Annotated in this window: 9 protein-coding genes; 7 read left to right on the plus strand and 2 right to left on the minus strand. The window is 63.6% G+C overall.

The features are described 5' to 3' along the window. Position 1: 1 nt before the first annotated feature. Genes ACSSVG_RS17825 through ACSSVG_RS17835 form a run of 3 tightly spaced genes read left to right on the plus strand, consistent with a single transcriptional unit; the run spans position 2 to position 7,250 of the window. A complete protein-coding gene (locus tag ACSSVG_RS17825; protein WP_159703581.1) occupies positions 2-418 on the plus strand; it encodes an MGMT family protein in 417 nt (138 codons plus the stop codon). Beyond that, positions 415-3,741 carry an ATP-dependent helicase gene (locus tag ACSSVG_RS17830; RefSeq protein WP_492415772.1) on the plus strand — a complete coding sequence of 1,109 codons (3,327 nt, stop codon included), beginning with the start codon at positions 415-417 and terminating at the stop codon, positions 3,739-3,741. Before ACSSVG_RS17825 ends, ACSSVG_RS17830 begins: the two co-directional genes overlap by 4 nt. After that, the gene (locus ACSSVG_RS17835) at positions 3,738-7,250 is read left to right on the plus strand and encodes an ATP-dependent helicase (RefSeq protein ID WP_492415773.1); all 3,513 of its coding nucleotides are present in this window, start codon (positions 3,738-3,740) and stop codon (positions 7,248-7,250) included. Before ACSSVG_RS17830 ends, ACSSVG_RS17835 begins: the two co-directional genes overlap by 4 nt. A 20-nt stretch (positions 7,251-7,270) precedes the next feature. On the opposite strand, the gene ACSSVG_RS17840 is transcribed toward ACSSVG_RS17835, so the two are convergent. Beyond that, a complete protein-coding gene (locus ACSSVG_RS17840) occupies positions 7,271-8,548 on the minus strand; it encodes a macrolide 2'-phosphotransferase (RefSeq protein WP_492415774.1) in 1,278 nt (425 codons plus the stop codon). Between the two features lie 171 nt (positions 8,549-8,719). On the opposite strand from ACSSVG_RS17840, the gene nudC reads away from it, so the two are divergent. From nudC to ACSSVG_RS17855, 3 genes are read left to right on the plus strand one after another with little or no spacing between them, the layout of a single operon-like run. Further along, the gene (gene nudC, locus ACSSVG_RS17845; RefSeq protein WP_492415775.1) at positions 8,720-9,709 is read left to right on the plus strand and encodes an NAD(+) diphosphatase; all 990 of its coding nucleotides are present in this window, start codon (positions 8,720-8,722) and stop codon (positions 9,707-9,709) included. Then, positions 9,706-11,838 carry an ATP-dependent DNA helicase UvrD2 gene (locus ACSSVG_RS17850; RefSeq protein ID WP_492415776.1) on the plus strand — a complete coding sequence of 711 codons (2,133 nt, stop codon included), beginning with the start codon at positions 9,706-9,708 and terminating at the stop codon, positions 11,836-11,838. Before nudC ends, ACSSVG_RS17850 begins: the two co-directional genes overlap by 4 nt. Beyond that, positions 11,838-12,434 carry a M48 metallopeptidase family protein gene (locus ACSSVG_RS17855; RefSeq protein ID WP_492415777.1) on the plus strand — a complete coding sequence of 199 codons (597 nt, stop codon included), beginning with the start codon at positions 11,838-11,840 and terminating at the stop codon, positions 12,432-12,434. The genes ACSSVG_RS17850 and ACSSVG_RS17855 overlap by 1 nt, the downstream gene beginning before the upstream one ends. A 56-nt stretch (positions 12,435-12,490) precedes the next feature. On the opposite strand, the gene ACSSVG_RS17860 is transcribed toward ACSSVG_RS17855, so the two are convergent. Beyond that, on the minus strand, positions 12,491-13,957 hold the full coding sequence (locus tag ACSSVG_RS17860) for a zinc-dependent metalloprotease (protein ID WP_492415778.1): 1,467 nt from the start codon (positions 13,955-13,957) through the stop codon (positions 12,491-12,493). Between the two features lie 210 nt (positions 13,958-14,167). Here ACSSVG_RS17860 and ACSSVG_RS17865 point away from each other — a divergent pair, with 210 nt between their 5' ends. Continuing rightward, on the plus strand, positions 14,168-15,304 hold the full coding sequence (locus ACSSVG_RS17865; RefSeq protein WP_231337957.1) for a YlbL family protein: 1,137 nt from the start codon (positions 14,168-14,170) through the stop codon (positions 15,302-15,304). The last annotated feature ends 26 nt before the right edge of the window (positions 15,305-15,330 follow it).

The raw sequence follows: 15,330 nt of genomic DNA on the forward strand, positions 1-15,330 counted from the left end.
CATGCGGATGGAGTATGTAACGGCGGTCCTGGCCGTTGTGGACCTCGTTCCGTCGGGTTCTGCGGTCTCCTATGGTGACGTCGCGGAGCTCCTGGGAGCCGGTGGACCCAGGCAAGTTGGCGCGGTCATGAGCCACTATGGCAGTTCGGTGGCTTGGTGGAGGGTGCTTCGGGCAAGCGGGGAGGCGCCCCCGGGCCACGAAGCTGACGCCCTTCGGCACTACTTGGATGAATCGACACCCCTCCACGGTGCTTACGAAGCATTCCAGAGAACGGGCGAAGGTCGCTGGCGGGTGGACCTGACAGCGGCGCGTTGGGCGCCTACGGACGCCGACTTCGATCAACTGGATGTGATCTCCGACCAGTTGGAGCGTCAACTCCATAAATTGTCGGTGCCCGATGATGAAATGACTGTGTGACCGCGACTCCAACCAAAACCCGCCAAGTACCGGCAGCTCTTCGTCTGCTGCCTCCGCGCGAAACCCACTACGCGTCGCCCGGTTTGTCCCCGGACCAAGAAGCAGTCGTTTCCCTCCGACAGGGGAGCGGTCCGGTCCTGGTGCCCGGGGGCCCGGGAACCGGTAAGTCCACAGTGCTCGTCGAATCCGCGGTCCGACGCGTTCGTGAGGATGGACTGGACGCCGAACGGATACTGATCCTCGCGCCCGGACGGCATGCTGCCGCAGCCTTGCGGGATACTTTTACGGGGCGGCTTGACCGCAGCCTTAGTACGACGCCGGCACGCACCTGGGCGTCGTACGCTTTCGATGTCATCCGGCGGGCGAAAGCCGAAGGCGTCCTGCCCCTTGCCAGGCCCCCGAAGCTTCTGTCCGGACCGGAGCAGGACCTGATCATCAAGGAGTTGCTCGAGGGGCACTCGCGGCCCGGTTTCCAGTTGCCTTGGGCGGAGGACCTCGCGGCGGCACTTCCCACCCGCGGCTTCCGCCACGAGATCCGTCAGCTGTTCGACCGCATCATTGAATCGGGCCGTACGGCGGAGGACCTGCTCGGTCTTGCCCATGAATGCGGACGTCCCGATTGGATCGCCGCGGCCGAGCTTTACAGCGAATACAGGGATGTGTTGGACCTGCGCATGCCAGAGGCCTTCGACCCCGCGGGAATCATCACCACGGCGCGGCAGATCTTCCAGGATTCGCCGGCCTTCCTGGCCGCCGAACGCGAACGCCTCCAGCTCATTTTGGTGGACGATGCCCAGGAGTCCAATCCTGCCGTGTTTGAGCTGCTCGCCGACATATCGGAGGCCAAGGACGTTGTGGTGACGTACTCCCCGGATACTGTCGTGCAGGGTTTCCGTGGTGCACGTCCGGACCTTGTTGCTGAGCTGCCTGCCCTGTTGGGAGGCCTGCAGCAGGCAGTTCAAGAATGTCCGCTGTGGGTTACGCACCGTCACCTGCCCGAGGTAGCCGAAGCATGGACGCGTGTCGCAGCTCGAATTTCGCAGCGTTCCGGTGGTCAATTGGCCCGGAGGCTGGAGCAACCACCAATGGCGGAGCCCGCGTCGGCCGGCGAAGGCCGCGTGGAGGGGCATGTGCTTCCGTCCGCCGTCCACGAGATGCGGTACGTTGCCCAGAGGATTCTGGAAGCGCAGTTACGGGAACACCGGGACTTCAGCGATATCGCGGTGATAGTTCGCAACGGCGGACAGATCTCGCAGCTGCAGCGGTACCTGAGCGGCCAGGGAATCCCGGTACGCGTTCCGGTGGCAGACTCAGCCGTCCGCGACGAAGTAGCCGTACGTCCCCTGTTGGAGACCTTTGCGATAGTCCTGGACCCAGCTAAGTTGACTCCCGAAACGGCAGTTTCCCTCCTTACATCGCGTGTCGGCGGGGCTACTGCCATCGAATTGCGCAGGCTCAGGCAATCGCTCCGCCGCGAGGAACTTCTGGGCGGAGGTGGCCGATCCAGCGACGCCCTCCTGGTGGAGGCCCTGCTTCAACCCGGAGCCCTGGCGTCGCTGGGAATAGAGGGGAGCTCGGCCCGCCGGCTGGCCCGCATGATAGCGGCTGGATCCGGGGCTGCGGCTGAGCCCGGGGCAAATGCCGAGTCTGTTCTGTGGGCCTTATGGCAAGCCACCGGATTGTCGTCCCGGTGGGCTGAAATGGCACTTGAGGGAGGCAACGCCGGCGCAAGGGCGGATCGTGACCTCGACGCCATGATGGCCCTGTTCCATACAGCCGAACGCTTCGTCGACCAGTTGCCCGGATCCGGTCCTGAACAGTTCCTGGAGTATCTGTTGAACCAGGAACTCCCCATGGACACCCTCGCCGCACGGGCCCAGCTCGAGGCCTGCGTGGAGATCATGACTCCGGCCAGTGCAGCGGGCCGGGAATGGCCGGTGGTGATCGTTGCCGGCCTCCAAGAGGGTGTGTGGCCCAACACCCGTCTACGTGGTGAGCTTTTGGGGAGCACGCTGTATGCCGACGCCGTGGAGCATGGAGTGGATTATGCCGTTCGTCGTGGACCTCTGAGCAGGCTCCGGGATATCCGGTATGACGAACTCAGGAGTTTTTCGACCGCCGTGTCGCGTGCCCGTGAGGTCCTGATTTGTACGGCCGTTTCGTCCGACGATGAGCAACCCTCCGCCTTCCTGGATTATGTGGCACCACTGGATTCCGGCGAGTACAGGCGCGAGTACACGCCCGTGGACCGCCCTATGACCCTTCGGGCACTTGTCGCGGAACTGAGGCAACATGCCCAGTCCGAAGATTCCGGCACGGGCGCCGGGCACGAGGCGGCGCGGTTGCTGGCCCGGCTCGCAAGTACGGAACCGCCTGTTCCCGGCGCCCACCCGGACACTTGGTGGGGCTTGGCGCCCTTGAGTTCCGTGGAGCCAGTTGTTCCTCCTGGCGGAACGGTCCCGGTCTCACCTTCCAAGGTTGAAGCCGTCCATAAGTCGCCGCTGGACTGGTTTGTCCAGGCCGCTGGAGGTGAGGCTGCCACAGATTTTGCACGGAGCCTGGGAACGCTGGTCCACAGTATTGCCCAGGAATTTCCCGACGCTTCGGGGTCGGAGTACGTCGCGGAACTTGTCCGCCGATGGCCCACATTGGGTATGAAGGACAACTGGGAAGGGAGGCTTGACTTCCAACGCGCGGAGCAGATGGTCCGCAAGTTGGCCCAGTACGTTCTCATCATGCGCGGTGACGGAAGAAGCCTGCTGGCGGTAGAGCACGACTTTGAAGTCCAGCTTCCTGATGTCCGTGTGGAGGCGGCCACTCCGGATGGAAGTGACGGGGAGTCCACCCGGCGAGCGGTCCTCCGTGGCCAGGTGGACCGCCTTGAGATCGATCCCGAGGGCAGGCTCGTCATCGTGGACCTCAAGACCGGCAAGCGCCAACCTGGGAAGGCCGAGGTTGCCAAGCACCCGCAACTGGGCGCCTATCAGGCGGCCGTGCTCAAGGGCGGCTTCCAGGATGCGGGAACCGGTAAACCAACGGCCGACGCCGGTCCCCTCGCCGGGACCCCGAACGGCGTTGTCCCCGGGGGTGCCGTACTGGCCCAACTAGGGACCAAGACCAAGAGTCCGGGAGTGCAGCAGCAGGATCCGTTGGACCCTTCCGACAATTGGGCGGAGAACCTGGTCAACGAGGCTGCTGCGCTGATGGCCGGAGCAACGTTCGAAGCCCGGCACGATCCCAGCAAAGGGGGGCATGGCGGCCATGGCTGCCGTCTCCCGGATATTTGTCCACTGTGCGCCAGAGGAAAGCAGGTCACCGAATGACAACTGAGCTCCTGGACGGCCTTGCCCCCGCTCCATCCGGCACTCAGGGCGAGGCAGATGTTCCGGAGCCCCGCTTTTCACCCTCCGACCTTGCTGACATCCTTGGCGAAAAGAACCATCCCACCCCCGAACAGTCGGACATTATCGCTTCCTCGCTGTCACCGCGTTTGGTGATTGCCGGTGCCGGTTCGGGGAAGACCGCCACCATGGCAGACCGGGTGGTGTGGCTCGTAGCCAATGGCTGGGTACGTCCGGAGGAAGTACTTGGTGTGACCTTCACGCGCAAGGCTGCAGGAGAACTGGCCAGCCGGATCCGGAACAAGCTGGCCACTCTCCAGCGAATTGCAGCGCAGGATGACGGCAGCATCGGGTTCCCCGACGGACTCGTGGGTGCTGACGACCTTGAACCCAAGGTCTCCACCTACCACTCCTACGCCAGCGGCATAGTGTCTGATTATGGTCTGCGGTTGGGCATCGAGCGCGACGTCGTCCTGTTGGGTGGGGCACAATCCTGGCAGCTGGCCAGCGAAGTAGTCGAGGCGTACGACGGCGACTATGAGCACTTCACCGCGGCCAAGTCCACCCTCGTCAATGCCGTCATTCAACTTGCCGGGGAGTGCGCCGAACACCTGCAGGATCCTGCTTCCGTGCGGGACTGGGTCCTTGAACGCGTCGAGACCTTTGGCCAGCTTCCCTACGCGGCCGGTGCAAAGAAGAACCCGACCCAGGCTGCTGCAGACCTGGCAGCCATGCTCCGAACCCGCGCCAGCGTGGCAGACATGGTGGTTCGCTACCAAGAGGCAAAGCGGCAACGCGGAGTCCTCGATTTCGGCGACCTCGTGGCTCTCGCTGCCCGGATTGCAAGTGACATTCCCCTCGCGGCGTCAACGGAGAGGGCCCGCTACAAAGTGGTGCTCCTGGACGAATTCCAGGACACATCCCATGCCCAGCTGGTTCTCTTTTCGCGGCTCTTCGGCCGAGGACACGCCGTCACCGCGGTGGGAGATCCCAACCAGTCGATTTATGGGTTCCGCGGTGCTTCGGCCGGACAGCTCTTCCATTTTGTCCAGGAGTTCCCCGTCAGGAACATGGACGCGACAGGGGATGATGAGGCCTATTCCGTGGCTCCAACGTCGTACCTGACTACAGCCTGGCGGAACGGTCGGGACATTCTTGAAGCTGCCAACACCATCGCAGCGCCCTTGAACAAAGCCGCAGCATCGGATGGCCCTGCGGGCGAGAGGGGGACAGCCGGCAGCGTTTCTGTGCCTCCGTTGGTTCCGAGCCCGGCGGCGGTCGACGGAAGCGTCGTGATCGGCCGTTTTGGTACGGATGAGAATGAGGCCGCTGTCGTAGCCCGCGATGTCCGCCGCTATCAGCGCACCGTCTTCGAGCAAGAGAAGGACGGGACGCCGGTCAAGCCAACCATGGCGGTCCTGTGCCGCAGGCGCGCACAGATGGAGTGCCTTCGCCGGGAGTTTGAGCTGCAGGGAATTGCCTATGAGATCGTGGGACTTGGTGGTTTGCTGGACACGCCGGAGATTGTGGACCTGGTGGCCACCCTGCGTGTCCTCGCCGATCCCGGGCGGTCCGATGCCTTGATGAGGCTGCTGGCCGGAGCCCGTTGGCGGATTGGCCCGGCAGACTTGATGGCGTTCAGCGACTGGTCCCGCTTCCTTGCCCGTCGGCGTTCAGCTCCGGACGGCTACTCCGAAACCACAGATGACAACGAGCAACCGGCCGCGGTAGTGGTCGAGAGCGACATCACGGATACCGCCAGCCTCGTGGAAGCCTTGGACTTCCTCCCTCGGCCGGGCTGGACGTCCGGGCACGGGAGGAGCCTGAGTGCCGCCGCCATGGAGCGGCTGAGCAGACTTGCGTCGGAACTTCGTTCCCTGAGGAGCTACATCGGAGACGACCTCACGACGCTCCTTGGGGAGGTCGAACGTGCCATGCTCCTGGACATTGAAGTAGCGGCCAAGCCTGGACTCAGCATCCACCAGGCGCGCCGGAACCTTGACGCCTTCCAAGATGCCGCGGCCGGATTCCTTCAGACGTCCCAGCGCATCGATCTCTTGGCATTCTTGTCATGGCTTGAGGCTGCGGCCTCCGAGGAGGGCGGCCTGGACGTTGCCCCCGTCGAAACCAACCGGGAGGCCGTGCAGTTGCTCACGGTGCACGCCTCCAAGGGCTTGGAATGGGATGTTGTCTTCGTCCCCGGCCTCAACGAAGGTTCGTTCCCCAGCAGCAGGGATTCGCGATGGAGCAGCGGAGCTGCTGCGTTGCCTTGGCCTTTGCGGGGTGACCGCGCAGACCTCCCCCAGTGGGACCTCGACCAGCCTGACCAAAAGGGGTGGCTGGACGCGGAGAAGGAATTCAAGTCCGAAGTCCAACATCATGGCGAGGCCGAGGAACGGAGGCTCGCCTATGTCGCCTACACTCGGGCGAAATTCGTCTTGTGGGCCTCCAGCGCCGCCTGGAACGGCTCCCGCTCGGGGATGGCCGGTATCTCTGCCTTCCTCTCCGAGTTGGCCCCGCTTGCCGGAGTCGACCCCGAGGCCGGTTCAAGCCGCCCCCTCACGCCCGGCTGCGCAGTGGTCCACCCGGAATCCGTAGCCGAGGATGCACTCCCGGAAGAGAGCCCGCTGACCGCAGTGCTTGAGGTCGCCGGCTTCCCGTATGATCCCCTCGAAGGCCCTTCCGATCCCCGGAGCGGCGCCCGCCTCAGGTTGGTCCCCGGGCGCAGGCTGGCCATGGACCAGGCGGCGGCAAGGGTCCGTGCATACATCGATGATGCCGTCGGCCAGGCACCCTCCCCGGAGCCCGGTGGCCCTGCCCGTAAATGGTCCCAGGAGGCAGAACTACTGCTGGACCGCCAACAGCAACGTAAGTCAGTGCAGGATGTTCACCTGCCGAGCCATATTTCGGCCTCGCTTTTCGTGGACCTCGGTGCTGACCCGGCTGCCGTCCTCACCCAACTCCGCAGGCCTGTTCCCCGCGAACCTGGCATTTCAGCCCGCAAAGGTACGGCCTTCCATGCGTGGGTTGAGGAGTACTTCGGGACCACCGGCATGCTCGACCTCGATGAGGCGCCAGGCTCGGACTCCCACATCGACGAGGCATACGGCTTGGATGACATGGTGGCGGCCTTCAAGCAGTCCGAGTGGGCACAGCGCGCGCCCGCATTTGTCGAAGTGCCCGTTGAAACCCGGATCGGGGATGTCGTAGTCCGTGGACGCATAGATGCAGTGTTCCGTGACGCCGATGGACGTTGGCAGCTCATCGACTGGAAGACCGGACGACGCCCCGCGGGTCAGCAGTTGGCGACCCGGGCGGTGCAGCTGGCTGTTTACCGGCTCGCTTGGGCCCGGCTCAAGGGCGTGCCACTTGACGACGTCAGCGCTGCGTTTTACTACGTGGCGGAGGACTCAGTGGTGCGCCCACACGATCTGGGCAGTGCCGAGGAACTGGAGCAGATCGTGGCGAGGGCTTTGGAAAGCGCCGGCTAGGGGCTGGACCGCTGGTAGTGCTAGGACCTCTCGGCCGGGTGGAGCGGTGTCACATTGACCACGCTGATCGCAGCCGTTGACGTGTCATCCGGGTCTGCCGAGTCAGCGGAATCGCTGTCCTTCGAGGGCACAGACCTTTCATCCTCCCCGGTGTCTACGGCTGATACCGGTTCACCGCTTCCCTCTGGGACGGGCGGATGAGACTGCCCGGGAGGCCCTGCAACAGTCGCCGAAGCGGCCGGTATGGCCGCTACCGTAACGGTTGGACCGGCGTCGGGAATTGCCGCGACGCTGACGGGAGGCTGCTGGCCGGCTGGAGTTTCAGGTGCCTGCAACTCAGCGACCTCTTCCTCAGCCGCTTGCGCTGCTTCTTCTTCGCGTCGGGCCTGCTCCTCGATGTCATCGGCCAGTGTTTGGAGCATGGACTCAGCTTCGGCGGTCATGCTCTGGTGTCCGGCCGCCATGGCCTTGACCAGGTACTGGGCGAGGGCGAATTCTGCCAGCAGCGCTGCACGACGGAGCAGGTGGCCATCCGGGGTCTCCCGGCGTGCCTGGGTGTAATGGGTCAGGACGGCATCAACGAACGTGGCTTCATTGGACGCAACCAGCCACGCGAAGTCGTCGGCAGGGTCACCAATCCTGAGGTCGGTCCACCCCGTCAAGGCAGTTACGGAGTCGTCCTGCACCATGAGGTTGTCTTCATGGAGGTCTCCGTGGACCACTGATGTATTGAACCGCCAGAGGGCAACGTCTTCGAGGGCGTGTTCCCAACGGCGAAGGAGAGTGGCCGGAATCTTCCCGGTGGTTGCCGCTTGGTCCAGTTCATTGAGCTTGCGCTGCCGGAACTCATTGGCAGAGTAACTCGGCAGGTCCGCGTTGGTCACGAGGGTCAGCGGGAGGTCGTGAATGGCTGCCAGGGCTGCCCCGATCTCCTGGGCCAGGGCGAGGCTGCCTGCGGAGAGTTCATCTATGGACAGCGTCGAGCCCTGCAGATGGGCGTATACGAACGTGGTGAGGGCGCCTTGACGCACGGTGCCGGCGATGGTTGGCACGTGGAAGGGCAGCTCGGCACGGATGGCCGGTGCAAAAGCACGCAGCACCATGAACTCGGTCTCCAGCCGCGTGCTGGCTTCCGGATGGCGTGGGCAACGGACGCGCCAGCGTTTGCCTTCCGAGTCGAGCAGCAGCGCCGAGTCGAAATCGGCGTCGTCGTCGGGGGAAAAGGCTGTAGCCGTCGGCGCCAGGCCAGGCACCGCCGCGGTTGCTATGGCGGCCAGTTCGAGCGGTGTTCTTCTCACGTTCTCCACGGTAGATTGAGTGTGGCCTGTGGCCATGATGCAGTGCGGCGAGTCTTCAGATCCGCAGCAAAACAGGGCAATTGTGCCTCCCCGGCAGTCCGGTATGGACGCATCCACAGGGCGGGGACCTTCCAAATGTTTTTTGTCGGTACGAGTCAGTACGGTAGATACATGAGTTATATTGAGTCGCGGGCGCTGGCCAACCACCTGATGGACACTGTTCTTCCAGTGCGCCCTGCCATGGTGGATCGCGGCTCCGGGGTGCGGATGAAGCCCGGCATGGTTGAAGATCTCATCGCGTCCGGCACGGCAAAGGCCATGGTGATCTCCCAGCGCAAGGCGCTGGTGACTGCCGATGGGCTCTGGTTCGGGGATGCCACACCGCTGTGGAACGTCCTCAACGGAGCCGACGGCGGTGCTGCCGCGGCCATTTATCTGGGCACCACTCTGGGACCTTCCTCCTTGGCGGAAGGCACGTCCGTTCTGCTTTTCACGGTTGCTGAACCTCCCGCGCCGGGCACTGCCACGGTACCTGCGGACGCCCAATGGGCCGGCTTCCGGGACGTCGCTGCGCGTTTGGACGCCAATGACACCGCCTTGTTCATCGAGGCCAGCGCAATCTCCAACTGGCACGCCACGCACACTCACTGCCCTCAGTGCGGAAATCCCACCGACGTCGAGGCCGGGGGCTGGGTGCGCCGTTGTCCCCGGGACAATTCGGAGCACTATCCGCGAACCGACCCTGCAATTATCGTCACGGTTGTTGGACCTGACGGCCGCATCCTTCTTGGTGGCGGTGGTCCTACAGACGCCAGGAACTATTCCACGCTCGCCGGCTTTGTTGAGCCCGGTGAATCGCTGGAGCAGGCCGTTGTGCGTGAAATCGGGGAAGAAGTAGGCGTCCGTGTAACGGCTTGCCAGTATCTCGGTTCGCAATCCTGGCCGTTCCCTGCCTCACTGATGTTGGGCTTCACCGCCGTCACGGAAGACACTGTTGCCAGGCCGGATGGCGTTGAAGTCACCAGGGCGCGCTGGTTCAGCCGCGAAGAGCTCCAGGACGCCGTCTCCAACGGCGAGATCACCATCTCGACTCGCCTGTCCATCGCTCGTTCACTGATTGAACATTGGTACGGCGGCGTCATCGAAGACCTACAGCCGTGACCGAAGACATTTTCGACGCCGGCGGTTCACTTGAGGAACGCATCCTCGGCGGCTTGGATGAAGAACAGCGGGAAGTAGCAAGTACCCTGACGGGGCCGATGTGCGTACTCGCCGGGGCCGGCACTGGAAAGACGCGTGCCATTACCCACCGCATTGCCTACGGAGTCCATTCCGGCGTTTACAGCCCGCAGCGCCTGCTGGCGGTGACATTTACGGCGCGGGCGGCGGCCGAGATGCGCAGTCGGCTTCGCGACCTCGGGGTGGCCAACGTGCAGGCCCGTACCTTCCATGCCGCTGCCCTGAGGCAGCTGCAGTTCTTCTGGCCGCAGGCCATCGGCGGTACCTTGCCGAATCTGTTGGACCATAAAGCCAACATGATCGCAGAAGCATCCCGCAGGCTCCGGCTCAGTACTGATCGGGCGACCATCAGGGACCTGGCTGCCGAAATTGAATGGGCCAAGGTGTCCATGCTCACGCCGGCCAACTACCTCGAGAACGCCCAGGACCGGGGAACGCCTGGCGGCTTTGACCTGACGGCTGTGTCCAGGGTCTTCCAGGCATATGAGGACATCAAGACAGATCGCAACGTCATCGACTTCGAAGACGTCCTCCTGATCACGGTGGGTATTCTCCAGGAGGATCCGAAAGTCGCTGCAACCGTCCGTGAACAGTACCGTCACTTTGTGGTGGACGAGTACCAAGACGTATCGCCGCTGCAACAGCGGCTCCTGGATTTATGGCTCGGCGGCAGGGACGAGCTGTGTGTGGTGGGCGATGCCAGCCAAACGATCTACTCCTTCACCGGCGCCTCACCCAAGCACCTGCTCGGCTTCAAGGCACAATTCCCTGGGGCAACCGTCGTCAAGCTCATTCGCGACTACCGGTCCACACCGCAAGTGGTGAAGTTGGCCAATGACCTCCTCGGTTCCCGTCGAAGCGGTGGACCGGTGGCGGATGCCGCATGGGCGCCGCCGCTCAAGCTCGTCGCGCAGCGGCCAGCCGGTCCGGAACCGCGGTTCATGGAATGCCCGGATGACGAAGCCGAGGCCGCCGTGGTGGCAGGCCGGATCCAGGAACTGCTCAACACCGGAGTCAAAGCCAGTGAGATCGCAATCCTTTTCCGCACGAATGGCCAGTCGGAGGCCTACGAGCAAGCCCTTGCTTCAACGGGCATCGGCTACCAGTTGCGGGGAGGCGAGCGGTTCTTCGCCCGCAAGGAAGTCCGCGACGCCATCCTCCAACTGAGGGCCGCAACGCGGGCAGTGGCCGAGGGGCCCCAGGAAGCACTGGGACAGATTGTTCGTGACATCGTTGCGTCGCTTGGCTACACGGATGCCGCACCGCACAGCGGGGGAGCCCTCCGGGAGCGTTGGGAATCATTGGCTGCCTTGGTCGCGTTGGCGGACGAACTTGCCATCAGCCGTGGCGAGTCCTTCACGTTGGCCGAATTCGTCAATGAACTCCAGGAACGCTCGGTGGCGCAGCATGCACCCACGGTCCAGGGCGTGACCTTGGCGTCCCTCCACGCTGCCAAGGGCCTGGAATGGGATGCGGTGTTCCTCGTGGGCCTCAGCGAAGGCCTTATGCCCATTTCCTTTGCGGACACTCCTGAGGACGTGGATGAGGAACGCCGGTTGCTCTACGTCGGGATTACCCGGGCACGGGAGCACCTCACTTTGTCTTGGTCCACGGCCCGGACGCCGGGTGGCCGCGCCAACCGCAAACCCTCACGGTTCCTTGACGGACTTCGCCCTAATTCGGTGGCGTCGGCCAGCGCCCGCAGCAAGACAGGTCCCACGCGCCGTAAGGCGGCTGCTCCGGCGTCATGCAGGGTGTGCGGGAGTATGCTCGCCAGCGGAGCCGAACGCAAGGTCGGGCGCTGTAACCAGTGCCCGCCTTCATACGAGGAACAAACTTTCGATGCGTTGAGGCAGTGGCGCAAGGATGAAGCGAAGTCCGCCGATGTCCCGGCGTACGTCGTCTTCACGGACGCCACCCTCACGGCGATCGCAGAGGCCAAACCGTCCTCCCTTGAAGAACTGGCCGGCCTTGCCGGAATTGGACCGTCCAAGCTTGAACGCTATGGCGAAGCAGTCCTGGCCGTCCTGACTGAGAGCAGCGAACTCTGATGCCCCGCCCACCGGCCGGGTCGGCAGAAATTCCACTGGTCACCGACGACGGTGCTCCGGTAGTGGTGCGTCGTTCGGTCAGACGGCGCAGGACTGTTGCAGCCTTTTGGGAAGACGGCAAGGCCGTTGTGGCCATCCCGGCCTCCTTCACCACATCCCAGGAACGGGAATGGGTCCACCGGATGCTGGCCAAGTTGAAGAAACAGGGCGAGCAAAGATCCGGCCGGGGCAAGCGCCGTCCGGCCACCGATGAAGTACTGGCTGAGCACGCCGCCCACCTCTCCCGGACGTACTTGGGCGGCCGGGCAGTTCCGACGTCGGTACGTTGGGTCAGCAACCAGAACTCGCGCTGGGGTTCGGCTACTCCGGCGGATGGCACGATCAGGCTCTCGAACAAGCTTCAGGCCATGCCCCAGTGGGTCATCGACTACGTCCTGGTGCACGAGCTCGCGCACTTACTGGTGGCTGGGCACAACGCCGACTTCTGGCGGCTCGTTGAGGCCTACCCAGAGACCCAGCGTGCGAAGGCCTTCCTGGAGGGCGTTGCCTTTGCTACGGCCAGGGGCCTCCCGGCAGATTCGGACTCGACGACTTAACGCAGCTTAACGAAGCAACGGCCGCCAATGGAATGGCGGCCGTTGCTTACGAGGACTTATTTGGCTGGGGATTCCGGATCGGTGTCGTCCGTTTCAGTTTCGTTGCCGGGGCCGTTCCCGGCGGGATCGCCTTGTGTATCGGACTTTTCTGAAGTGCTGTCCTGGGCTTCTTCAGCATCGTAACCGCCGCTCAACAGCTTCTGCAGGGCATCATCAACTTCGCTGTCACTGGCCTCGGCAAGCCTCCGGCGTTCGGAGAACCCCTTGGGATCGTCAAGGTCTTCACCGGTTGGCAGCAGGTCCGGGTGGTGCCAGATCGCATCGCGACCGGCGATGCCGCGTTCTTCCTTCAGGGTTGCCCACAGCGTGGCAGCCTCCCGGAGCCTGCGCGGACGCAGTTCCAGACCGACAAGGGACGAGAAAGCGTGCTCGGCAGGTCCGCCAGTGGCCCGACGACGCCGTACGGTTTCGCGGAGGGCGGTCGCAGAGGGCAGGACCTTGTCGGTAGCCTCAGCTGTGAGTTCGTCCACCCAGCCTTCAACAAGCGCCAGTGCTGTTTCGAGCTTCTCCAGTGCAGCTGTCTGAACCGGGGTGCGTTCCGGGGTGAAGACGCCCTGCGAGAGTGCTTCCTGGATTCCCTCGGGGTTGCTGGGATCAAGATCCCTGGCCAGGTCTTCTATGCGGGACATGTCGATGTGGATGCCGCGGGCGTAAGCCTCAATGGCACCCAGCAGGTGTCCGCGCAACCACGGTACTTGGACGAACAGGCGGGCATGGGCTGCTTCACGAACGGCGAGGAAGAGCCGGACGTCGTTCTCGGGGAGGCTGAGGCCTTCGCCGAACTTGGCCACATTGGCCGGCAGCAGTGCCATTTCAAGATCTGCCAACGGGACGCCGATGTCGGTGGAGCTGACAACCTCTGCCGAGAGCGCGCCGATTGCCTGACCCAGTTGCATACCAAAGATGGCGCCGCCCATGTTTTGCAGCATGGACGAGGCGCCGCCCATCATGGACTTCATTTCCTCGGGCAGCTGCTGGGTGAGCGCGTTGGACAAGGCATTGGCGACGCTGTTCGCCACGGGTTCGGTGAGTCGCTTCCAGGTGCCAAGTGTCGCTTCAACCCACTCGGCCCGGGACCATGCGCGGCCGATGAGGCCTGTTGCCGCGAGATCAGTCACGGGGTCAAGCCAAAGTTCGGCGAGCCTGAGAGCTTCGTCGATCTCTTTGGCCTGCATGGCGTTGACGGAGGGATCGCTGCCGGTCGCTGCAACGCGCCGCGCATTTTCGTGGGCGAGCTGCCAGTTCACAGGGCCTTCGGAGGTCGAGCTCATCATGGCCTGGACCTGCGCGAACATTTGCTGGAGCAGCTGGGGATCGTTGGGCAGGCCTGCGGCCTTGGCCAGCTCGGCGGGATCGATGCTGCCCATGCCCTGGCCACCCATCAGGTTCTGCAGCATTTCTGCCAGGGGATCCTTGGGGGTGTCGTCGTCTTCGTTGGACGGGTTGTTGGGGTTGGATGTCATGGTGCCGCCGATCGTCGAACTGGCTGGTGATCTCTTTCACCGTACCCCGCAGCCGGTATGCTGTCTGCCCGGATACGGCGCCGTTCGCTGTAGGCAAAGCAGTGCCGCAACGTTGGACCGCGTAGTGTTGATGCTTGGTATGTGCCGCCGTTGTCTTCGGTGGCAGAAGCCATGGAACCGGTCAAGCAGTGCCGGCATAGAGAGGCCTCAATGCTTACTTCGCCCAGCCCCGAGGGCTCATTGGACCCGCGTCAAACACCCGACGCCGATTCCTCCTCAGTGCCTCCGGCACCTCCCCGCGACACCAGGTACATGATCATGGTGATCTCAGGCTTGCTGGCCCTGGGCCTCGGCATTGGTGCTGCAGCGTTGCCGGTTCCATACGTTATCGAGTCGGCCGGGCCCACCTTCAATACCTTGGGCAAGGACGGCGATAAACCGGTCATCAGCATTTCGGGCCGTGAGTCCTTCCCTGCCAATGGCAACCTGGATCTGACCACCGTCGTCATGACCGGCGGCCCGAAGAGCCCGGCGACCATTTTCGATGTCTTCCGGGCCTGGCTGGACAGCTCAAAGGCCATTTATCCGGAGGAGCTCATCTACCCCAAAGGCACTACTGCTGAGCAGACTGTGCAAGAGGGCGAGATTGCCATGGAGACGTCCCAGGAGAACGCCTTTGCTGCCGCATTGCGCGAGCTGGACATCCCGTTCGAGCAAAAGCTGAACGTCGCTGGTCTCTCGGAAGCATCACCTTCGGCTGGGAAAATTCAGCAAGGCGATCTCCTGAAGTCCATTAACGGCAAGGCCATTACCTCCATGAGCGTGATCCAGGCTGAGCTGGCCGCGGGAGCCGGCGCGCCGGTCGCCGTCGTCGTGGAAAGGAACGGTACTCCAGTGACGGCAACAATCACTCCCACCAGGAATGCGGCTGACCGCTATGTTCTGGGTGTGCTCCTGGCCAGTGATTTCATCTTTCCATTCGACGTCAGTATTTCCTTGGAGAACGTGGGAGGGCCCAGCGCCGGAATGATGTTCGCCCTGGGCATTATCGATAACCTCACACCGGGGGACCTGACGGGCGGCAAACACGTGGCAGGTACGGGCACCATCACTGCCGATGGCGCCGTGGGACCCATCGGTGGCATTGCCCAGAAGATGATCGGAGCCCGGCAGCAGGGGGCCACTATGTTCCTCGCGCCGGCCGCCAATTGCGCCGACGTGGTGGGCCATGTGCCGGACGGACTGCAGGTAGTCAAAGTGGAAACGCTGGCAGACGCTACCTCCGCCGTGGAGCGACTCGGGTCCGGAGAAGACACGACGGGCCTTCCCACCTGCACAAACAACTAGACTGGCGGTGGAACTTAGCTTCACCG

The sequence above is a fragment of the Paenarthrobacter sp. E2MeOHC11 genome (genome assembly GCF_058744955.1).

What these genes read in the sequence shown, in the direction of transcription:
- ACSSVG_RS17825 (WP_159703581.1), top strand. Translation starts at nt 2, where the DNA reads ATGCGGATGGAGTATGTAACGGCGGTCCTGGCCGTTGTGGACCTCGTT.
- ACSSVG_RS17835 (WP_492415773.1), top strand. Translation starts at nt 3,738, where the DNA reads ATGACAACTGAGCTCCTGGACGGCCTTGCCCCCGCTCCATCCGGCACT.
- nudC (WP_492415775.1), top strand. Translation starts at nt 8,720, where the DNA reads ATGAGTTATATTGAGTCGCGGGCGCTGGCCAACCACCTGATGGACACT.
- ACSSVG_RS17855 (WP_492415777.1), top strand. Translation starts at nt 11,838, where the DNA reads ATGCCCCGCCCACCGGCCGGGTCGGCAGAAATTCCACTGGTCACCGAC.
- ACSSVG_RS17860 (WP_492415778.1), bottom strand. Translation starts at nt 13,957, where the DNA reads ATGACATCCAACCCCAACAACCCGTCCAACGAAGACGACGACACCCCC.
- ACSSVG_RS17865 (WP_231337957.1), top strand. Translation starts at nt 14,168, where the DNA reads ATGCTTACTTCGCCCAGCCCCGAGGGCTCATTGGACCCGCGTCAAACA.